At 66.8% G+C, this 19,234-nt stretch carries 19 protein-coding genes; 5 read left to right on the top strand and 14 right to left on the bottom strand.

Annotated features, from left to right (window positions below; all coding sequences use genetic code 11):
• Nucleotides 1-13: 13 nt before the first annotated feature.
• The 5 genes from FHT09_RS12075 to FHT09_RS12055 all read right to left on the bottom strand — a co-directional run bounded on the left by FHT09_RS12075 (nucleotide 14) and on the right by FHT09_RS12055 (nucleotide 6,161).
• The gene (locus FHT09_RS12075; protein ID WP_104605816.1) at nucleotides 14-1,129 is read right to left on the bottom strand and encodes an alpha/beta hydrolase; all 1,116 of its coding nucleotides are present in this window, start codon (nucleotides 1,127-1,129) and stop codon (nucleotides 14-16) included.
• 187 nt (nucleotides 1,130-1,316) lie between these two features.
• On the bottom strand, nucleotides 1,317-2,642 hold the full coding sequence (locus tag FHT09_RS12070) for an ABC transporter permease (protein WP_181141281.1): 1,326 nt from the start codon (nucleotides 2,640-2,642) through the stop codon (nucleotides 1,317-1,319).
• Between the two features lie 7 nt (nucleotides 2,643-2,649).
• Complete coding sequence (locus FHT09_RS12065) at nucleotides 2,650-3,810, bottom strand: ABC transporter permease (RefSeq protein ID WP_104605815.1); 1,161 nt, start codon at nucleotides 3,808-3,810, stop codon at nucleotides 2,650-2,652.
• Between the two features lie 12 nt (nucleotides 3,811-3,822).
• Nucleotides 3,823-4,512 carry an ABC transporter ATP-binding protein gene (locus tag FHT09_RS12060; RefSeq protein ID WP_104605814.1) on the bottom strand — a complete coding sequence of 230 codons (690 nt, stop codon included), beginning with the start codon at nucleotides 4,510-4,512 and terminating at the stop codon, nucleotides 3,823-3,825.
• A gap of 404 nt (nucleotides 4,513-4,916) precedes the next feature.
• On the bottom strand, nucleotides 4,917-6,161 hold the full coding sequence (locus FHT09_RS12055; protein ID WP_181141280.1) for an efflux RND transporter periplasmic adaptor subunit: 1,245 nt from the start codon (nucleotides 6,159-6,161) through the stop codon (nucleotides 4,917-4,919).
• A 430-nt stretch (nucleotides 6,162-6,591) separates the two neighbouring features.
• Between FHT09_RS12055 and FHT09_RS12050 the strand changes: the two genes are divergently transcribed.
• From FHT09_RS12050 to FHT09_RS12040, 3 genes are all read left to right on the top strand, one after another.
• Nucleotides 6,592-7,779: a sensor histidine kinase gene (locus tag FHT09_RS12050; protein WP_184416975.1), complete on the top strand. Its 1,188-nt coding sequence runs from the start codon at nucleotides 6,592-6,594 to the stop codon at nucleotides 7,777-7,779.
• A gap of 91 nt (nucleotides 7,780-7,870) precedes the next feature.
• A complete protein-coding gene (locus tag FHT09_RS12045) occupies nucleotides 7,871-8,473 on the top strand; it encodes a response regulator transcription factor (RefSeq protein WP_104537707.1) in 603 nt (200 codons plus the stop codon).
• A gap of 181 nt (nucleotides 8,474-8,654) precedes the next feature.
• Complete coding sequence (locus FHT09_RS12040; protein WP_104605812.1) at nucleotides 8,655-9,443, top strand: ThuA domain-containing protein; 789 nt, start codon at nucleotides 8,655-8,657, stop codon at nucleotides 9,441-9,443.
• 154 nt (nucleotides 9,444-9,597) lie between these two features.
• Here FHT09_RS12040 and FHT09_RS12035 read toward each other — a convergent pair whose 3' ends face one another.
• Together FHT09_RS12035 and FHT09_RS12030 are read right to left on the bottom strand one after the other, a co-directional pair.
• Complete coding sequence (locus FHT09_RS12035) at nucleotides 9,598-10,140, bottom strand: cytochrome b (RefSeq protein WP_104605811.1); 543 nt, start codon at nucleotides 10,138-10,140, stop codon at nucleotides 9,598-9,600.
• Nucleotides 10,137-11,234 (bottom strand): catalase family peroxidase, encoded by a 1,098-nt coding sequence (locus FHT09_RS12030; protein WP_104605810.1) that lies wholly within the window; start codon nucleotides 11,232-11,234, stop codon nucleotides 10,137-10,139. The genes FHT09_RS12035 and FHT09_RS12030 overlap by 4 nt, the downstream gene beginning before the upstream one ends.
• A gap of 162 nt (nucleotides 11,235-11,396) precedes the next feature.
• Here FHT09_RS12030 and FHT09_RS12025 point away from each other — a divergent pair, with 162 nt between their 5' ends.
• Both FHT09_RS12025 and FHT09_RS12020 read left to right on the top strand, forming a co-directional pair.
• A complete protein-coding gene (locus FHT09_RS12025; RefSeq protein WP_104605809.1) occupies nucleotides 11,397-11,912 on the top strand; it encodes an RNA polymerase sigma factor in 516 nt (171 codons plus the stop codon).
• The gene (locus FHT09_RS12020) at nucleotides 11,909-12,664 is read left to right on the top strand and encodes an anti-sigma factor (RefSeq protein WP_104537712.1); all 756 of its coding nucleotides are present in this window, start codon (nucleotides 11,909-11,911) and stop codon (nucleotides 12,662-12,664) included. The genes FHT09_RS12025 and FHT09_RS12020 overlap by 4 nt, the downstream gene beginning before the upstream one ends.
• 54 nt (nucleotides 12,665-12,718) lie before the next feature.
• Here FHT09_RS12020 and FHT09_RS12015 read toward each other — a convergent pair whose 3' ends face one another.
• From FHT09_RS12015 to FHT09_RS11985, 7 genes are all read right to left on the bottom strand, one after another.
• Entirely contained in the window at nucleotides 12,719-14,089 is a 1,371-nt protein-coding gene (locus tag FHT09_RS12015) for a leucyl aminopeptidase family protein (protein WP_104605808.1), read from the bottom strand.
• Between the two features lie 43 nt (nucleotides 14,090-14,132).
• Nucleotides 14,133-14,870, bottom strand: a complete 738-nt coding sequence (locus FHT09_RS12010) for an HAD family hydrolase (RefSeq protein ID WP_104605807.1) — start codon at nucleotides 14,868-14,870, stop codon at nucleotides 14,133-14,135.
• 100 nt (nucleotides 14,871-14,970) lie between these two features.
• Nucleotides 14,971-16,077, bottom strand: coding sequence for an AI-2E family transporter (locus FHT09_RS12005; protein ID WP_104605806.1), 1,107 nt, complete (start codon nucleotides 16,075-16,077; stop codon nucleotides 14,971-14,973).
• Nucleotides 16,078-16,282: 205 nt separating this feature from the next.
• A complete protein-coding gene (locus FHT09_RS12000) occupies nucleotides 16,283-16,666 on the bottom strand; it encodes a hypothetical protein (RefSeq protein ID WP_104605805.1) in 384 nt (127 codons plus the stop codon).
• Nucleotides 16,663-17,151, bottom strand: coding sequence for a hypothetical protein (locus tag FHT09_RS11995; RefSeq protein WP_104605804.1), 489 nt, complete (start codon nucleotides 17,149-17,151; stop codon nucleotides 16,663-16,665). Before FHT09_RS11995 ends, FHT09_RS12000 begins: the two co-directional genes overlap by 4 nt.
• A 3-nt stretch (nucleotides 17,152-17,154) precedes the next feature.
• The gene (locus FHT09_RS11990) at nucleotides 17,155-17,517 is read right to left on the bottom strand and encodes a hypothetical protein (protein WP_046344877.1); all 363 of its coding nucleotides are present in this window, start codon (nucleotides 17,515-17,517) and stop codon (nucleotides 17,155-17,157) included.
• A 115-nt stretch (nucleotides 17,518-17,632) separates the two neighbouring features.
• Nucleotides 17,633-19,072 (bottom strand): Do family serine endopeptidase, encoded by a 1,440-nt coding sequence (locus FHT09_RS11985; protein WP_104605803.1) that lies wholly within the window; start codon nucleotides 19,070-19,072, stop codon nucleotides 17,633-17,635.
• Nucleotides 19,073-19,234: the final 162 nt, after the last annotated feature.

Here is a 19,234-nt window from a genome sequence, read left to right as displayed (position 1 = left end):
CTGTCCGCCGCTCTCAGCCGCGCGGCGCTACCGCCGGTGTCGCCACCGCCAGCGTGGAGGTCGGCAGTGCCTGCGGCGCGGGGCAGTGGCCCGGATCCTGTTGCGTCTGCGCCAGCCACTGGTCGATCGGCCCACCGAGCAGGTCCAATCGCAGCGGCAGGCTCAGATGGGTTTCGCCAGGCAGCTCGACGTAGTGCGCGCGCGGGTTGGCCAGCGCCAGCGCACGCCCATGCGCGACCGGAATGTGCTGATCGGCATCGCCATGCACCAGCAGCACGCAGCTGCGGGTGTCGGCCAAGGCCTGCGCGACATCGACGTGGTCCAGATCCAGCTGCAGCTGGCGGTCGGCGGCGGCGATCACCGCATCGATATTCTGGTCGGCATAGCGCCAGCGCGCATACGCGGCCACCGCCTGCCCACGCCAGCCGCTGGGTTGGCTGGCGAGCAGGTGCGGGACCATGTCGCGGATGCCGCGCCCGGCGTTGGCGAAGGATTCCATCGCCACCACGCCGGTCACGCGCGGCCCGAGCTTGTCTGCGGCGAACAGCGCGGTGGCAGCGCCGTAGGAAATGCCGAACAGGTACAGCGGGCCGCGGATCTCGCCGCGCGGTTGCAGCGCATCGAGCACGTCGATGACGTCGTCGGATTCGCGCGTCCCGTACCCGGAGGGGCCACCGCCGGAATGGCCGTGGTTGCGCAGGTCGATGGTGATCACCCGGTAGCCGGCCTGCGCCAGTTCCAGCGACCACGGCAGCAGCGAATCGCCATCCATCATCCAGCCATGCAGCACCACCACGGTGCCGCGCGGCGTCGGCGGCGTCGCGGTGGGCAGCTTGAAACTGAAATCGACATCCAGCGCATGCGCCGGATCGTGGCGCTGGCCGAGATAGCGGTAGTGCATGGCGTACTGGCCGGGGTCGATCGCGCGCCAGAAGATCGGCACCTGATCGCGGGTGACCACATGCCCGCTGCGGTTGGGCACCGTGGCGATGGTGGCAGCAATGCGCTCGGCATCCAGCAACGGCGAGGTACCGCCGGGCGCGACCAGGCGCTCGCTGAGCGAGGTGGAGGACGAGGAACAGCCGGCCAGCCACAGGCAGGCGCAGGCCAGCAGAATCAGGCGCGTCATGGACAAGATCGATGGATGCAACGGCCGGCCAGCCTACGGCCGGCCCGCTCCGCGCATCTACCGCAGTGCAGTGACAAAACGATGACATCCCGCATTAGGTTCAGCCGCAGCAGCCGCACTCCCTCTGCCTTGGCTGTCACCATTCCCCACTCCCGATTCCCCATTCCCGGGCGGGCCAGCGGCCCGCCTAAACCTCACGCAACGCCGTCGTGATCGGCAACCGCGCCGCCCGCAAGGCCGGGAACAGCCCGCCGACCAGCCCAATACCCAGCGCCCATTTCAGCCCGCTCCACAACAACTCCGGCGAGACCTTGAACTGGAACACGATCTGGCTGAAGTTGCTGCCCAGCGTGGACACGCTGTAGCCATTGAAGATGGCCCAGGCGATCAGGCCACCGAGCAAGCCGCCCAGCAGCGCCAGCAGCATGGTCTCCAGCATCAGCGCCATGACCACCGGCGTGCCGCGAAAACCGATCGCGCGCATGGTGGCGATCTCGCGCGCCCGCGTCGCCACCGCCGCATACATGGTGTTGAGCGCGCCAAACACCGCGCCCACCGCCATGATCGCGCCGATCACCGTGCCCAGGATGCTGATCAACCTGTTCAAGCCGCCGCCCTGTTTGCCGTAGTAAGCACGGGTGGTTTCCACATCCAGTTTGAGCCGCGGATCGGCGGCCATGGCGGTCTTGAACTGGCTGAAACCGGCCTTGCCGGTGGTGCGCACGTTGATCGACTGGTAGGCGCTGCGGTTGTAGGTGGTGGCCAGTGTCTGCGCATCGGTCCACAGCTCCGAATCGTGCGCATCGCCGGAGGCGAAGACGCCGACCACGGTCCATTGCTGGCTGCCGAGGGCGAGCGTTTTGCCCAGCTCCAGTCCGCGGAACTGATTCAACGCGCCCTTGCCGACCACCATCTCACGCAGGCCGGGGGTGAAGCGCCGGCCCTGCACCAGCTTGACCTTGTCGTGCACCGCCCAGGCCTGCTCGCCCACGCCGCGCAGTTGCGCGTTGACGTCGGTGCCATCGGATTTGGAGGCGATGTTGACCACCTGCGAGAGCTCCGGCGACAGCAGCGGGCGGCCCCCGGCATCGGCGGCGATGCCGGGCAGGCTGCCGATCAGCGGCACCAGGTCGCGGGTGATCACCGAGTTGGTCTCCGCTTGCGAGCCGCCGCGCAGAACAATCGCGGTGGTGTCATCGCCAGTGCTGTTGAGCGTGGCCTGGAAGCCCTGGCCCATCGCCAGCATCGCCACCAGCACGCCGACCACGCCGGCGATGCCGACCACGATCACCGAGCTGGCACCCCAGCGTTGCGGCAGCGTGGCGATGCCGATACGTGCGGCGGCCAACGACAGCCGGCCGCTGCGCGTGGCGACCAGCCACGCCGCCAGCAAGGCGGCGGCGACCAGCACGCCGACCCACGGCAGTGCGATCCACACAGCCAACCCGACGGCCAGCGACACGACCGACAGCAGATTGACGAGACGGTTCTTCCATTTGGTTTGCATCTGCATGCTCCTGTCAGCGGCCGGCGAGGGCATCGACGATCTTCAAGCGCTGCGCGCGTCGCGCCGGCAGCACACCCACCACGATGCCGATGCCGGCCATCAGGCCCAGCCCGACCAACCAGGTCTGCAGCGGCACGCCCTGCACCGGCATCACCCCGCCGCTGCGTGCGGCCACCAGCGGGATCACCAGCGACGCCAGACCCATGCCGATCAAGCCGCCCAGGCCGATCAACAGCACCGACTCCACCAGCACCAGACTCAACACGGTGCGGTCCTGAAAGCCCAGCGTCTTGAGCGTGGCCAGCTCCGGTATGCGCTCGCGCACCGCCTGCGCCATGGTGTTGCCGGTCAGCAGCAACAAGGTGAAGAACACCGCGGCCATGATCGAGGTGACGATCAGGCCGATATCGGCAAACTGCTTGATGAAGGCCTGCTGGAACGCCGATTCGGTCTGCGACTTGGTCTCATGATCGGAGTTGGCCGACAACGCATCGATCGCCTGCGCCACGCGCGAGGCCTGGTCGGCACTGCGCAGCGTCACCGTGTACCAGCTGACCCTGCTCTTGATGTAGTCGTTTGACTCGTCGAAGTATTTCCAGTTCATCATCAACTGGCGCTCCTGGTTGGCCGCCACCGCGCGGTCCTTCATGCGGAAGATGCCGACCAGTTGCAGCGGCCAGTCGTTGCTGCCGCCACGGGGGAAGATGGTGGCCTGCAGCGGAATGGTGTCGCCGATCTTCCAGCCATTGGCCTTGGCCAGGGTTTCGCCGACGACGGCGCCGGTGCGTGTGGTCTGGAATGCCTTGAGCTGCTCCTTGGGCAGTTCGTACTCGCTGTAGACGTCGAAGAAATTGGGCGCCACCGAAAAGTTCGGAAAGAAATTCTTCGGGTCGCGGTAGATGCCACCGAACCACATCGCCGAGGTCACATCTCGCACGCCCGGCACACTACGGATCTGCGGCTCCAGGCTGATCGGCAGCGATTGGGTGATCGACAGGCGCGAGGCCACCACCAGGCGGTTCACGCCGCTGACGCTGCCGCCGGAAGTGAAGGCCACGCGCACCGAATCGAGCATGCCGAACAGCAGGAACGCCGCCACCACCGACAGCAACGTCAACAAGGTGCGGGTCTTGCTGCGGAACAACTGCGCCCACACCAACGACAGGTACTTCATGGCAGCACTCCCTTAGAGCACGAGCGGCGCTTCGGCCAGCTCGCCCTTGTCCAGATGGATGGTATGGGTGGCGTACTCGGCCGCCTTGGGGTCGTGGGTGACCATCACGATGGTCTTGCCGTGTTCGCGATTGAGTTCCTGCAGCAGGCGCAGGATCTCCTCGGCGTTGTGGCGGTCCAGATCGCCGGTGGGTTCGTCGCAGATCAGGAAGGTGGGGTCGGACACGATCGCCCGCGCAATCGCCACGCGTTGCTGCTGGCCGCCAGACAGCTCGCTGGGTTTGTGGTTGCGGCGTTCCTGCAGGCCGACCAGGGTCAGGGCGATTTCCGCATTGCGCTTGCGCTGCGCGGCGTTGAGCGCGGTGAGCAGCAACGGCAGCTCCACATTCTTTTGCGCGGTGAGCATCGGCATCAGGTTGTAGAACTGGAACACGAAGCCGACGTGGTGACTGCGCCAGGTCGCGAGCTGGCCGCCGCTCATGCGGTCGATGCGCTCGCCCTGGATCTCGATCTCGCCACCGCTGGGGTTGTCCAGCCCGCCGATCAGATTGAGCAAGGTGGTCTTGCCCGAACCGGACGGGCCCATCAACGCAACGAAGTCGCCGCTGGCGATCTCCAGGTCGATGCCGTGCAGCACCTGCACCTGCTCGGGGCCGCGTTGGTAGGTCTTGGTGATGTTGCGCAAGCTGACGAGAGTGGTCATGGCGACTCCTGACGGTGCAATGGAAAGAGGCAAGCGCGGTGCGGCATGGCGACCGCGATTGCATGGGGCGGCAACACGACAACACGACAACACGGCGATGCGGTGACGGTGACGGTGACGCGGCAAGACGGTGCGAGGCTGGATGACGACAGACCTAACTGCTGGGTGACTGCGCCAGGACGCATGGCGGCGACAGGCCAGGCGGCCAGGTCTGCACTGACCGATGCCGACGCTGGCTGTGGATCACCAACGTCGCCGGGATCGTTGCTACGTGGTTGCATCGCTCTGCGCGATCACAGCGCCATCCAGCTGCCACGAGCGCATCAGCCACTGCTGCCACTGTGGGCGCCGCGCTCCCCGGAGCGGCGTCGCTGCCCACGTGGTGACCGCAGTTGCCGGCGCAGCTACTCGGTAGTGCCCGCTTCCGCTTCGGCTACCGTGTCGCCGTCCTTCAGGCTTTGCGGCGGATCCAGCACCACGCTGTCGCCCGCCTGCAGCCCCGACAACACCTGGCGGTCCTCGCCCATCACCATCCCGGGAGTGACCGTCTTCATGCTGACGGTGCTGCGCTCGCCGACCACGAACGCGACCGTGCGCGTATCGCGTTCGACCAGCGCTACAGCCGGCACGCGCACGCCCTGCGGCTTGCGGGCTTCCTGCGCGTTGGCCCGTTCCAGAAAGCTCACCCGTACGCCCATTTCCGGCACGATGCGCGGGTCCTTGAGCTTGAACGCCACGCGCACCTTCACCGTGGCCTTGCCGCGGTCGGCGGTGGGAATGATGGCGATCACCTCCCCGGGAATCTTCCAGTCCGGATAGGCATTGAGCACCGCCTCCACCGGCATCTTCGGCTGCACGCGACCGATATAGGACTCGCCCACTTCCACCTCGATTTCCAGCGATTCCATATCCACGATGGTGCCGATGCCGGTGCGGGTGAAGCCACCGCCGGCCGACAGCGGCGAGACGATTTCGCCGGGTTGCGCGGCCTTGGAGGTGACCACGCCGGCAAACGGCGCACGCACCACGTTGAAGTCCGAGCGGATCGCCGAGATCGCCAGCTGGTCCGATGCCACGCGCACATTGCGTTGCGCATTCTGCAGCTGTGCGCGCAAGGCATCGCGCTGTGCGGTGGCCTGCTCGTACTGCGAGCGCGACACCAGTTGCGCGCCGACCAGCGATTGCAGCCGCGTCGCATCGGCATTGGCCACCGCCAGTTGCGCCTGCATGTTGTCGACCTGGCTGCGCGCGGCCGACAGCTGCGATGCCGACAGCGTGCGCTGCGCATCGGCATCCAGCGGGTCCAGCGTGGCCATCACCTGGCCTTGTTCGACGCGCATGCCTTCTTCGATCATCACCTCGCGCACCTTGCCGGTGACCTGTGCCGACACCGTGGCCATGCGCCGCGCCACCACGTAGCCCGATGCGTCCAGCACCGAGGCGCTGCTGCTGCCGGCGCTGATCGCCACCACCGGTGCGGTCTGCACCTTTGCCGCCGGGCGGCGGGTGAACCACCACGCCGCGGCCGCCAGCAGCACGACGATGACCACGGCCGCGGCGATCCAGACGCCGCGCCGTGCAGGTTCAGGGGCGGCAGGACGCTGGCGGTCGATACGCAGTTGCTTGAGCAGATCGGCAGAAGTATTCATCGATGACCAGGACGGGATGCTGCGCGAAATGTGACCGGCCGCGGGCGTCGCCGCAAGCTGCCGGAAGTCACCAATACGGTTACGGCGACGAACGGTAGCGCGACCAACGCTGCTGCGAGGTGCTGCGCAGCATGCGACCGCAGCGGCGGCATCCACCAGTGACAGCTGTCACCTGCCGTGCATGACAGCGGCAACTGGCCGGGCTTTCCAGGATGGGCGAGGCTGCAGCATCCTCATGCCGGAACCCCCGTGCGCTGCGTCCATTGCTGTCGTTGGTCTGCGCGACCGCCCAGGTCAGTGCTGCGCATGACCACCGCGAGCAGGTGCAGCGCAGATGCATGAGCGCACTGGTTCGCAGCGACCTGCAGCAGCGCGCGCGCAGCCGGGCCCGGCAGTGGCAGAATCCGATCACCCACATGGACCCACCCCGATGCGCGTGTCGCTACCCGCCTGGCTTCGCCCCGCCGCCAATTCGCAGGTTGCCGCGCGGCTGGCGCAGGGCCAATCGCCGTGGATGGATGGCGTGCATCTGCTGTGGTCGAGCTGGGTGTTCGTGGTGCCGGTGTTTTCCTCACGCGGCTACGACAGCACCTGGCTGCTGTGCACACTGCTGTCGTATCCGGTCTTCTTGCTGTTGTACGCGCGCATGTTGCTGGCGCCACGCGGCACCCTGTATCGCTACGCCTGGGCGATGGGCTTGCTGAGTGCCGCGTTGCTGCCGGTGTATCCCTCGGGGATCAGCTATTTCGTCTTCGCCTGCCTGAGCCTGCGCCCGTCCACACGGCATGCCCTATGGCGGCACTTCGCGATACTGGTGGTGATGAACGTGCTCTACCTGGGCTGGGCGCACTGGCTGGGAATGCGCCTGCAATCGCTGGTGTGGTTGCCGGTGTCGGTGCTGGGCATGGCCGCGGTCGGGGCGGTGTACAGCATCAACGAACGCAAGGACGCGTTGTTGCGCCTGTCGCAGGACGAGGTACGCCGGCTGGCCGCCACCGCCGAGCGCGAACGTATCGGCCGCGACCTGCACGATCTGCTCGGCCATACCTTGTCGCTGGTGGCGCTCAAATCCGATCTGGCCGCGCGCCTGATCGCGCGCGATCCGCACGCCGCGCGTGGCGAGATCGATGCGGTGGCGCAGATTTCGCGCGATGCCCTGGCGCAGGTGCGGCGCGCGGTCACCGGCATTCGCGCCGCCGGCCTGGTGGCCGAGCTGGCGTCGGCGCGGGTGTTGCTGGACATGGACGGCATCGTGCTGGAATACGAGCTGGAAACGCTGGCATTGCCGCCGGAATACGAAACCGTGCTGGCACTGGTGGTGCGCGAAGCGGCCACCAATGTGCAACGGCATGCGCAGGCCAGGCGGATGCGCGTGAGCCTGCGCGCGCAGCGCAACCAGGCAGTGCTGGACATCACCGACGACGGGCGTGGCGGGGTGATCGTGCCCGGCAATGGCCTGGACGGCATGCGCACGCGTCTGCACGGCCTGGGCGGTGCGTTGGAGGTGGACGCGCTGCCACGCGGTATGCGCCTGCGCGCCAGCGTGCCGTTGCCGCAGCCCACGCTGGCGACGGCGCAGCCGCCATTGCCGGTGCCGCTGCTGCCGCAGTCGCGTTGATCGCGCACACGCCCGCTGCGTTTCACGCAATGCACGGCGGGCACCACCACTGCTATCGTGCGCCACCGTTGTCTGCATACGAGCGCGCGCAATGATCCGGGTGTTGCTGGCCGAAGACCAGGCGCTGCTGCGTGGCGCATTGGTCGCCTTGCTTGGACTGGAAGACGATATCGAGGTGGTCGGCAACGCGGGCGATGGCGAAAGTGCCTGGCGCGACCTGCAACGCCTGCAGCCGGACGTGCTGATCACCGATATCGAAATGCCCGGCCTGACCGGCCTGGAGCTGGCTCAGCGCATCCAGCGCCAAGCGCTGCCGGTGCGGGTGATGATCGTCACCACCTTCGCCCGCGCCGGTTTCTTGCGCCGCGCGCTGGATGCCGGGGTGGCGGCGTATCTGCTCAAGGACGCGCCGGCCGAACAACTGGTCAGCGCACTGCGTCAGGTGCAACGTGGCGGGCGGGTGATCGACCCGCAACTGGCCCTGGACGCCTGGGTGGAAGCCGATCCCTTGAGCGAACGCGAGCGCACGGTGTTGCGGCTGGCGGGCGAAGGCCGCTCGGCCAGCGAGATCGCGCAGCAGTTGCAGTTGTCGCATGGCACGGTGCGCAATTACCTGTCCGAATGCATCGGCAAGCTGGGCGTGGCCAATCGCATCGAAGCGTATCGGCTGGCGCGGCAGAAAGGCTGGCTGTGATGCGTCTGACGCAGACGCGTCGCGCTGTCAGCGAGCGCAACCCCGGATCGCACGGGCTGCGCATTGCCGCGTATCGATCGTGCCTTGCCGCAACCTGCAGCGATTCCAAATAAAGCGAAAAGCATGCCACGCGGGCGCGGGTACACTGCCGGGCCAGAACGATCCCCTGCGAGCGAACGGCATGAAACCTCTGTGGCTGTTGGGTCTACTGATGGTATGCGCATTCAACGCGTCTGCCGAGCAGTTCAAGATCCTGGTGGCGGCGATTCCCAACCAGTATCACCACGACTATATCCCGGTCGCCAAGCCGCAGTTCGAAGCGATGGCGCGCAAGCATTACGTCGAGTTGGTGTGGGCGTGGAATGCCAAGGCCTTCGATGGCGATCTATCGCAATATGCGGCGATAGTGCTGCTCAATACGCCGGCCACCGATCTGGATCCCACGCAGCGTGCGAACTTTCAGACCTACGTGCGCAACGGTGGCGGCGTGGTGGCGGTGCACAAGGCATTTGCGATCAAGCGCGGCGACTGGGAGTGGTACGACCACCTGATCGGCCGCTCGTTCCGCACCCATCCATACATGCAGACCGCGATGGTCGACGTGGTGGACGCCGACTTCCCGGCCACTGCCGGCCTGCCCAGGCGCTGGGTGTGGACCGACGAATGGTACGAATACGATCCGCCGTACAGCGATGACCTGGTCACGCTGCTGACGGTGGACGAAACCAGTTACGACCCCAGCTTGATCTGGCCAGGTCAGGTCGCCAAGGGCATGGGCAGGCAGCACCCGGTGGCGTGGTACCACCACTTCGAAGGTGGCCGCGTGTTCGCCACCGCGCTCGGCCATCTGGCCGAGGCCTACAACGACCCGCGTTATCTGGAGCATCTGTATGGCGGGATTTACTGGGCCGCCACCGGCAAGGGCATCGAAGCATCCGCGCCAGCGGCCAAGACCAAACGCCAGCGTTAAGCACTAGCCCCTCTCCCGCCGGGAGACGGGTTGGGGAGAGAGGGTAAGGGGCAAAGCCACTCCAGACCGCGGCGAATCCGATGCTTCGCCCGTCCCCGCATCCGCCCTGCGGGGCACCTTCTCCCGAGGGGAGAAGGGAGCCCACACCCATCCATCAACGCGCAGACCGCTCGCCACGCGCCATGCTGGAAAACACGCCATCGCGGCGCACCCAGGCATGGAACAGCGCCGCGCTCAGATGCCCCAGCACGGTGGCGAACAACAGGTACGCCAACCAGCCATGCGCGCTCCGCAACCAGGCGTACAGCGCAGGATCGTGCGGCGCAATCGCCGGCAGGTTCGCGCCCGGCCACAGCACGACCGGATAAGCACCGGCCGACAGCATCGCCCAGCCGATCAACGGCATGCCCAGCATCAGCGCATACAATAACCAGTGCGAGGCGATCGCGGCGGCCTTCTGCCAGTCCGGCAAGTCGGCCGGCAGCGGCGGCGGACGGTTGCGCAGGCGATTGATCAGGCGCAACACCGCAAGGATCAGGATCGCGATCCCCAAGGGACGATGCAGATCGATCAACCACGGCCGCTGCGTCACCGAAGCCACCATGCCCACGCCAACGAACAGCATGGTCAGGATCATCGCGGCCATCAACCAATGCAGCACGCGTGCGGGCAGATTGAAGTGCGTGTGACTGCTCATTGGTGTGCTCCCTGGCCGGTGGCGCCGCCGCCTGTGCCATTGGCGATCTCCCGCTCGCGCCGGTTGAACGATTGCGAGTACACCGACGAGCGCGCTGCCAGGATCGGGTCGTTGGATCCGGCGATGCCCTTGGGCAGGATCAGCGGGTCGTAATTCAGGTCGCGGCACGGGCCGGTGGCCTGCGGCTGGGCATGATCGATCGACACCGTGCCGGCCACGATCTGCTTGCGGCCTTCCGGCCATGGCTGCGAGGGATCGTCCACTGCATCGCCCGGTTCGGCCACGGTCAGCACCATGTCCCAACGCAGCGGTCCCTGCGCCAGGCGCGTGTCCAGATCGGTGGCAAGGAAATCGCCATCGGCCTGCGCGCGCTGCTCGGCGCTGAGTTCCTGGAACGGCGTATGCGGACGCATCGACCAGCGGATGTAGCGCTCGCGACCATCGGCGGCAATCGCGCGGAACGCATTCACTCCGTTGTACTGCGTGTTGGCCCAGCTGTTGGACCACGCTGCGGTCTTGGCCCACTGCTGGAACTTGGCCGCTTCCGGATACTGCTTGCCGAACGCGGCCAGCTTGGCCGGATCGGGCTTGCCGGTGGCCGGGTCCGGCCTGGAGGCTACATTCAATGCCTGGAAGCCGGCCGGCGTGGCCACCACGAAGAACGGAAAACTGTTCATCGCGGTGCGCCATTCCTGCCCGTCGTCGCTGCGCAACAGCAATGCCATGCTGCGTACGCGGGCCGCGCCATCGGCGCCATGCGGGTCGCCGCCGCCGATCGACATGCGCCCGAGCACCGGCGTGCTGGCCTGGCTGAAGATGCGTGCCGACGACAGCCAGGTGGCCTTGCCGCTGGCCTTGAATTCCCCGCTCACACACACGCCCTTGGTATGCGCGCGGCGGAAGCCCGGATGCGGCGGCCCGCTGGCTTCGATGGTGTCGGTCATGCGCGCGGCGGTGAGCCGGTCGCCACCGATCCAGCCGGCGGTCCAGGCGAACGCAACCGCCAGGCCGCCGGCAATCGCGGCGATCCCCAGCAAGGGCGCCGCGCGAACGCGTCCATGCTGCGGCGGTGGGGAAGGAGGTGGCAAGGTCATGGCTGGCTCCGGTGGTCGCTGCGGTGAGTGGTCGATGCAGTGAGACGACGTGCAGGCCGACTTATTCCCGCGATCGCCCCGGCGTTGTGGCACGCGCATCGAACGTGGGAATAGTCCACGCTCCAGCGCGTCTACTGTGTGATGCCACCACCAAACCTGCCGATGGATGCTCTGGACGATGACCAACTGCGTGCCGTGCTGCCGGCGCTGCGTCGCTTCGCGCGCTCGCTGAGCGGCGAGCCCGCCAGCGCCGACGACCTGGTGCAGGCCACGCTGGAACGCGCGCTGCGGCGCTGGTGCACCCGCCATACCGCCGAAGCCCTGCAGCCGTGGCTGTTCGCCATCCTGTACCGGCAGTTTCTGGACGGGCAGCGACGCGCCGCGCGCTGGCAGCGCGTGGTGGGCTTGTTCGCGCCGCAGCAGCCCAGCCAGTCCGCATCGGCCGAGCAGGTGCACGACGGCCGCGCCATGCTGGCCAGCCTGGCGTTGCTGCCGCCGGAACAGCGCGCCTTGCTGCTCCTGGTCAGCGTGGAGGGTTTCAGCTACCGCGAGGTGGCCGACACCCTCGGCATCCCGATCGGCACGGTGATGTCGCGGCTGTCGCGTGCGCGCGAACGCCTGCGTGCATTGAACGAAGGCCACGTGCGCCATGTACCCGCATTGAGGATCCTGAAATGACCAGTACCCCGCCGCCTGACGAACACGCACTGCACGCCTATGTCGATGGCCGGCTGGAGCCGGCGCAACGCGCAGCGGTGGCCGCCTGGTTGCAGGCGCACCCGGCGCAGGCTGCACGCGTGGCGGGCTGGAAACGCGATGCCGAAGCGCTGCGCGCCGCGCATGCCGGCCTGGAGTCGGAGATGGCCACGCTGGCGCTGACGCCTGCGGCACTCCGCCGTGGCCTGCAGCAACGCCGCCGGGTCCTGGCTGCCATGGCCGTCAGTTGCGTGCTGGCGCTGGGCCTGGGCACCGGGCTGGGCTGGCAGTTGCGCGAAAGCCGGTTCGCCAGCCAGCGCGTGCCGATGGCCGATGCAGTGGCCGCATACCGCCTGTTTGCCGATGCCGACGCGCATCCAGGCGTTGCGTTGGACGTGCAGCGCCGCGCGGAGTTGGAACCGTGGTTGCGCACGCATTTCGGCCATGCCGGTGTGGTGCCGGATTTGCGCGTGCAGGGCTATGTGCTGCGCGGCGGGCAGTTGCTTTCCACACCCGAAGGCGCGGCAGCGATGCTGGTCTACAGCGATGCCGACGGCGCGCGTATCGGCCTGTATCTGCGTCCGCGCAGCGGGCCGATGCCCACCGGCGAACGTCGCGATGGCCGTCTACTGGCGCAGTACTGGGCCGAAGGCGAGACCGCGTTTGCGCTGGTCGGCCCGGCGACGCAGACACGCATGCGCACGATCGCGCCGTTGCTGCGCAGCCAGGGATGACCGGCGCCACCTGAGGCGCGTGCTGATGGCGCGCGCGCTGCGTGGGCGGCGGGCTCAGCCGCCGTAGCGTTGCTGAAGCATCGCAAAGGCCGAGCGCAGCGCCAGCGCCTCGCCGCCAGCCGGGCGGCCGGGGCGGTCGCTGTCGTTCCAGGCGTACACGTCCAGATGCGCCCACAGCTGGCCCGGCGCGACAAAGCGCTCCAGGTACAGCGCGGCGGTGACCGCGCCGGCCATGCGCGAGCCGGCGTTGGCCATGTCGGCGACATGGCTGTTGAGGTAACGCAGGTATGGGCGCCATAGCGGCATGCGCCAGACCGGGTCGCGGGTCTGCTCGCCGGCACTCAGCCAGGCCTGTGCCAGCGCATCGTCGTTGGCGAACAGCGCGGGCAGGTCCGGCCCCAGGGCGATGCGTGCGGCACCAGTGAGCGTTGCGAAATCCAGGATCAGATCGGGGCGCTGCTCGGTGGCGTAGCTCAGCGCATCGCACAGCACCAGGCGGCCTTCGGCATCGGTGTTGTCCACTTCCACCGTGACGCCGGCGCGGGTGGTGATGACCTCGCCCGGGCGGAACGCATCCGGGCCGACGGCATTTTCCACCGCCGCAATCAACAGGGTCAGTCGCACCGGCAGCTGCTGCGCCATCACCAGGCCGGCCAGCGCCAAGGCATGCGCCGCGCCGCCCATGTCCTTTTTCATGTTGCGCATGCCATCGGCCGGCTTCAGATCCAGCCCGCCGGTGTCAAAGCACACGCCCTTGCCGACCAGCACCAGATGCGGATGCGCCGCATCGCCCCATTGCAGCTGGATCAGCCGCGGCGCCCGGTGCGAGGCGCGCCCGACCGCGTGGATGGTGGGGAAGTTCTGCGCCAGCAATTGCTCGCCGACGATGGCATCGACCTGGGCGCCGTGCGTTTGCGCCAGTGCGCGCGTGGCCTCTTCCAGATGCTGCGGGCCCATGTCCTCGGTCGGGGTGTTGACCCAGTCGCGCACGCGGATGCAGGCCTCGATCAAGGCACGTGTCTGTGGCGCCGGCGTGGCGGCCAGTTCGGCCGGTACGCGCGGCACCTTGCGGTAGCGCGAGAAGCGGTACGCACCCAGGCCCCAGCCCAGATGCAGCAGTGCCTGCTCGTTCTCGCTCAGCGTGTTGGCCAGGGTCCAGCGGCTGGCCGGCGGCAGCGCCATCGGTGCATGCGCGTAGGCGTAGGCATCGGCGCGGTCGCCGATGCCCAGCACCGCGCCGGCCAGTCCCTGCTCGCCCGGCAACAACAGCACGCTGCCCGGCGCGGCATCGAACCGTTGCGCCTGTGCCCACGACAGCACGCGCGTGGGCTGCTCGGCGCACCAACGTGCAAAGCCTTCGCGGTCGAGCACATGCAGTGGCAAGGCTGCGGCGTTGGGATCGATGAAACCGGTGAGCTGCGACATGGAAATCCTCGGAAGCGGCGCCCGGCGCCGAGCAAAAAGTGGCTCAGGCGGGAAGGCAGATGCCGGCGTGTGCGGCGCCAGGGTGCGGCTGCTGCGCGTCCAGCCAATCGGCCAGCCCGGTCATGGAGTCGAACTCCAGATCCGGCTGCTGGGTCGGGTGCGACCACTGCGCTCCATCGCGATTGATCCAGCAGGCGCGCAGCCCGGCATCCAGCGCGCCCAGCACGTCCATGCGCACGTGGTCGCCCACATGCAGCACCTGCGCCGGCGGCACCTCCAGGCGCGCGCACGCGGCCAGGAAAATGCTTGGATCCGGCTTGGCGCTGCCGTGCTCACGCGAGCCCAGCTGAAACGCAAAGTGATGCATCAGCCCGATGCGCTGCAGATCGGCATTGCCGTTGCTGAGCGCTGCCACCGGCACATGCGCGGCGATACGCGCCAGCGCGTCCAGCGCATCCGGGTAGCACTCCACCTGGTTGCGCGCGGCGTAGAAGACCTCATACGCAGGCTCCAGCAAGGCCAGGTCGCCGCCGCTCTCGCGCAACGCCATTTCCAGCGTCAACCGCCGCAGCGCGCTAAGATCATGGTGCAGGTGCGGGTTGTCGGCAAAGCTGCGCTCGCGCAGGTCGCGCATCGCCTCCACCGGGAACCGCTCGGCGGTAACCGGACTGTGCTCGCGCATCCAGTCGTACACCACCTGATCGATCCGCGCCCCGATCGGCGCAAAGGGCCACAACGTGTCGTCGAGGTCGAGAGTGATGGCGCTGATGTGGAAGCTCATCGCGCGATTGTAATGCCGGGAATGGGGAGTCGGGAATCGAGAATGGCTAGAGCGCAGCCACTGCCCTTGCGATTCCCGAATCCCAACTCCCGATTCCCCGCTACTCCAGCAGCCTGGCCCAACGCTGCATTCCTTCCACCCGACTCAGCACCATCTTGATGCAGACCAGCAGCGGTACCGCCAGCAGCAGGCCGACCATGCCCCACAGCCAGCCGAACAGCATCAGCGCCAGGATCAGCATCAACGGCGAGATCGCCATGCGGCGGCCGAGCACGATCGGGGTGACCACCTGGCCTTCGATGGTGTGCAGCGCCAGGTACAGGATCGCCGGCAGCATCGCCGACAGGGTGGTGCGGAATTCCACAAAGCCCATCAGCAGCATCAGCATGACGCCGATCAACGGGCCCACGTACGGCGCGAAATTGAGCAGCGCCACCACCGTGCCCCACAGCAGCGCTTCGGGCAGCGGAATCTTGAGCGCATAGAGAATGCCGGCGAAGATCAGCCCGACCAGCGTATTGATCACGCTGATGGTGAGCACATAGCGCGAGACCTCGCGCTCGATATCCAGCATGATTTCGGTGGTGAAGCGTTGTTGCTGTCGATTGGGCAGCAAGGCGATCGCGTGGCGTTGCAGGCTTTCGCCGTAGACCATGAAAAAGAACGTCAGCAGCACCACCGCGAGCACCGAGGCGGCCAGTTTCGGCGTGCGCACCAGCGCCTTGTAGGGGTCGTCCATCTGTGTGCGCACGATCTGCACGCTGCGCTGGCCGTCGCCGCCGGCAGCGCGTGCAAAGTTTTCCGCGGCCTGGTTGGCCTGCATCACCGGCTTGGTGAAATCGCGCACGTCGCGCGCAATCTGGCGCATCTGCCTGGGCGCCTGCTGCACCCATTCGGCTGCCGGCCCGGCCAGTTGCGCGGCCAGTGTCACGGTACCGGCCAAGCCCAGGCACAGCACCAGCAAGGCGCCGAGAAAGCGTGGGATATACAGCTTGCGTAGACCGCGCAGAATGGGGTTGCCGATTAAGGCAAAGAACGCCGCCAGCATCACCGGCAGGATGATCGTCTGTGCAGCCCACAGCGTGTAACCGACCGCCAGCGTGGCCAGCACCACCAACGAGACCGGTGCGCGTGGGCGCGGTGCCGGTGGCGGCGGGAGCGATTCTGCCGCAACGGCAGCATCCATTAAGTCGACGGGAAGAGTCATGCGCGCCCTGACAGCAGACTGGCGTGCTGCCAGCGGTGCGCCATTATCAGCCTAGCGCGTCAACGCAGCGCACAGAGGGCGTGCGGATAACGTAGTGAGGGCGTGCGGATAACGTGGTCCGCGACAGCGTCGGTGGCGGGCTCTGCCGCACAGTGGATGACAGATCCGTCAGCGTGATCCCGAGCGATGGCTCGGGAACGGATCCTCAGGCGGCGCGATCGACCGCCGCATGCACCACCGTCACCGGTGGATCGGCAGCGACCTCTTCGGCGCTGTCCGCGGCGCGTTCGGCCTGCTCGGAAGCCTCCTGCGCACGATGTGCGGTGAACAGGGCAGAGATCGTGCTGATCATCTGCAGAATCTTCGGGATGCCGCCCAGCTTGCTGGCAATGCTGCCCAATGCCGCCTGCGGTTCGTTACGGCCGGTGACAAAACCCAATCCGAAACCAACGACCACGATCCGCAACGGAGACCACCCGGCACGCCAGGTATCACGCAACTCTCCCCAATGCAGGCGCGTTTCCTGTGCGCGCCCTTCCACCAGAAACTCTGCGCGTTCGACGCGTTGACGCAAGGTGCCAAACTTCATGTGCGTGCTCCATCGGCAGCCGACGCGTGGGCATCGTCGTCGTCGCTGCTGTCATCAAAGATGCCCAGCTTGATCAGCTGACGACGTGTTGCATTCAAGCCGGTGTGGTCGAAGTAGAAGAACACCCGCCATGCCGCAATGCCGGTGACCAACAAACTGGCCAACGCGGTAAAGAACATCGCCTGGAACCACGACAGACCGGCACGTTGCAGCAGCGCAATAATCGCACCTGCCAGCAACAACCACGAAGACGCGCCAAAGACCACGGCAACACATGCCCAGGCCAGTCCGCGCCCGAAGGCACTGCGTGCAAGTTGCAAGTCGGCCGACACCAGCCGGCGCAATGCGCGGCTGGTGTCCTTGGCCGAGCCAAGCGTTGCACGGCCGGCTGCGCCGACAGCACGTACGCTTTCGTCCAGTCCCGGCGTCTCCGGCCGCGCGTTGGGCGCGTCGGAAGCGGCAGCTGTAGAGGCCTGATCGCTCACGACTTAGTTGTCGTTGCTACGTGCCAGCTTGGCGATGATCCAACCGGTCGCAAATGCCACACCAAATGCGGCCAGCGGACGCTCGCGGATCAGATCGGTTGCACTGTCCAGCAGGTCGTTCCCCTTGCTGACCAGCACGTCGAGCTGTTCCTTGGCAGCGGCGCCGCCGAACTCTGCAGCAGCCATGCCGGCAAGTGCGGTATCGGAAAGCTCTGCCTTGACATTGGCGCGACCGAGCTTGAGCTCATCGCCCGCAGCGCTGGTGGCGCCTTTGACTGCTTCGCCTGCGGCGCTGGCGGCAGACTTCAGGTGGGTGCTGGCTTCGCTCAGATTTTCTTTCAGCTGGTCGGTATTGGTGGGGCTCATGCGATATCTCCTTCGGTCATTGATGGCAGCCGCGATAGCATGCGGGCGTGGTGCAGCAATAGCATCGCTGCGGTGTAGGAGGTGTTAGTGCACGCCGATGACAGTGCACGCCACGTCAACGCATCAACGCGTCGTACTGCGCGTTGCCACGCAGGATGCGCACGACCAACTGCTGCGGTTTGCGCTGGAAATTGGCGCGCCAGCTGGCCAGATCGGCAAATTCGCCGACGCTGCTGGCCACGATCACATCGCCGCTGACCAGACCGTTGGCTGCGGCACGACCGCCGCGCTTGACCTCGCTGACCATGACGCCGGTAATCCCGGACTGGCGCAGCGACTCGGGCAGATCCACGAAGATGGCGCCGCCCAGACGTGGGTCGAGCATGTCGCCGGTGACCGCGCGATCCTGCTCTTTCAAGGTGGCGGTGAGCTTGAGCGGTTTACCGTCGCGACGAATCTCCAGCCGCACCGCACTACCCACCGCCTGCAGACCTTCATAGTTGTGCAGCGCCTCTGCGCTGTCCACGCGTTGGTCGTTGGCGGCCACCACGACATCGCCCGGCTGTACGCCTGCAGCGGCGGCAGCGGACCCTGGCAGCACGCGCGTCACCAGGGCGCCGCGCAACGAATCCACGCCCAGGCCCTGCAGCATCTGCTGGGTGAGGTTCTGGGTCTCCAGTCCCAGCGTGCCGCGCACCACCACGCCCTTGGTCACCAATTGCTCCACCACATTGCGCGCCAGGTTGGACGGAATCGCCAAGCCCAGGCCGATATTGCCGGCCATGCTGCCTTGTGGATTGAAGCTGGCGGTATTGATGCCCACCAGCTGGCCCTGCAGATTGACCAGCGCGCCGCCGGAATTGCCCGGATTGATCGAGGCATCGGTCTGGATGAAGTTCTGATAGCCCAGTCCGCGAATACCGCTGCGGCCCACCGCCGAGACGATGCCGGAGGTGACCGTCTGGGTGAAGCCGAACGGGTTGCCGATCGCCACCACGAAGTCGCCCACGCGCAGCGCATTGCTGTCGGCCAGTTTGATGTCGGTAAGGTTATCGGCCTTGATGCGGATCAGCGCGATATCGGTATCGGCATCGGAACCGATGAAATCGGCCTTGACCGTGCGCCCGTCGCCGAGCGTGACCTGCACATCGTCGGCATTTTCGATGACGTGGTGATTGGTCAGTACATAGCCTTTTTGCGCATCGATGATCACGCCCGAACCCAGCGACTCGTTGATGCGGTCCTGCGGCACCTGCGGAAACAGCCGGCGCAGGATCGGGTCGTTGAAGAACGGGTTGCGCACGCGCACCACCTGCTTGGTATTGACGCTCACCACTGCCGGCATTGCCTGTTGCAGCATCGGCGCCAGCGACGGCACCGGTTGCCCGGCGACGGCAGCCGGCAACGCGGCGGCTGCGGGCAAGGTAAAGGCGGTGGCGGCACCGGCCGGTGTGGCCTCGGCGCGGTTGTCCATCCAGGCATTGATGCCGGTGGCGGCAAATCCGCCGAAGGCAGCGGCCAGGGAAAGGGTCAGCAAGGTGGGCAGCGGGCGCATGCAACGGGTCCGGGTTACACGGTGGAAGAGGAATAGGGCGTCTGACTGCGTAAATCAAGCTGAACGAGAGTGCCAGCGGACAATTTAACGCTTGGTGAAAGCGCCGCCGATCCCTTCCCGTCGCTGCGTTGACAGTCGCTTGAGCCCGGCGTAGCGTCCGCT

This window comes from Xanthomonas sp. CFBP 8152 (assembly GCF_014199025.1).
Lineage (GTDB): Bacteria > Pseudomonadota > Gammaproteobacteria > Xanthomonadales > Xanthomonadaceae > Xanthomonas > Xanthomonas arboricola_B.
Note: the sequence above shows the minus strand (reverse complement) of the source record. Positions and strands in the feature narration are given on the sequence as shown.

Bases quoted from the DNA above. Each gene is read 5' to 3' on its own strand.
- FHT09_RS12075 (WP_104605816.1), bottom strand. From the start codon at position 1,129: ATGACGCGCCTGATTCTGCTGGCCTGCGCCTGCCTGTGGCTGGCCGGC.
- FHT09_RS12060 (WP_104605814.1), bottom strand. From the start codon at position 4,512: ATGACCACTCTCGTCAGCTTGCGCAACATCACCAAGACCTACCAACGC.
- FHT09_RS12040 (WP_104605812.1), top strand. From the start codon at position 8,655: ATGAAACCTCTGTGGCTGTTGGGTCTACTGATGGTATGCGCATTCAAC.
- FHT09_RS12010 (WP_104605807.1), bottom strand. From the start codon at position 14,870: ATGAGCTTCCACATCAGCGCCATCACTCTCGACCTCGACGACACGTTG.
- FHT09_RS11985 (WP_104605803.1), bottom strand. From the start codon at position 19,072: ATGCGCCCGCTGCCCACCTTGCTGACCCTTTCCCTGGCCGCTGCCTTC.
- FHT09_RS12050 (WP_184416975.1), top strand. From the start codon at position 6,592: ATGCGCGTGTCGCTACCCGCCTGGCTTCGCCCCGCCGCCAATTCGCAG.
- FHT09_RS12015 (WP_104605808.1), bottom strand. From the start codon at position 14,089: ATGTCGCAGCTCACCGGTTTCATCGATCCCAACGCCGCAGCCTTGCCA.
- FHT09_RS12005 (WP_104605806.1), bottom strand. From the start codon at position 16,077: ATGACTCTTCCCGTCGACTTAATGGATGCTGCCGTTGCGGCAGAATCG.
- FHT09_RS12035 (WP_104605811.1), bottom strand. From the start codon at position 10,140: ATGAGCAGTCACACGCACTTCAATCTGCCCGCACGCGTGCTGCATTGG.
- FHT09_RS12070 (WP_181141281.1), bottom strand. From the start codon at position 2,642: ATGCAGATGCAAACCAAATGGAAGAACCGTCTCGTCAATCTGCTGTCG.
- FHT09_RS12045 (WP_104537707.1), top strand. From the start codon at position 7,871: ATGATCCGGGTGTTGCTGGCCGAAGACCAGGCGCTGCTGCGTGGCGCA.
- FHT09_RS12065 (WP_104605815.1), bottom strand. From the start codon at position 3,810: ATGAAGTACCTGTCGTTGGTGTGGGCGCAGTTGTTCCGCAGCAAGACC.
- FHT09_RS11990 (WP_046344877.1), bottom strand. From the start codon at position 17,517: ATGAGCCCCACCAATACCGACCAGCTGAAAGAAAATCTGAGCGAAGCC.
- FHT09_RS12025 (WP_104605809.1), top strand. From the start codon at position 11,397: ATGGATGCTCTGGACGATGACCAACTGCGTGCCGTGCTGCCGGCGCTG.
- FHT09_RS12030 (WP_104605810.1), bottom strand. From the start codon at position 11,234: ATGACCTTGCCACCTCCTTCCCCACCGCCGCAGCATGGACGCGTTCGC.
- FHT09_RS12055 (WP_181141280.1), bottom strand. From the start codon at position 6,161: ATGAATACTTCTGCCGATCTGCTCAAGCAACTGCGTATCGACCGCCAG.
- FHT09_RS12000 (WP_104605805.1), bottom strand. From the start codon at position 16,666: ATGAAGTTTGGCACCTTGCGTCAACGCGTCGAACGCGCAGAGTTTCTG.
- FHT09_RS12020 (WP_104537712.1), top strand. From the start codon at position 11,909: ATGACCAGTACCCCGCCGCCTGACGAACACGCACTGCACGCCTATGTC.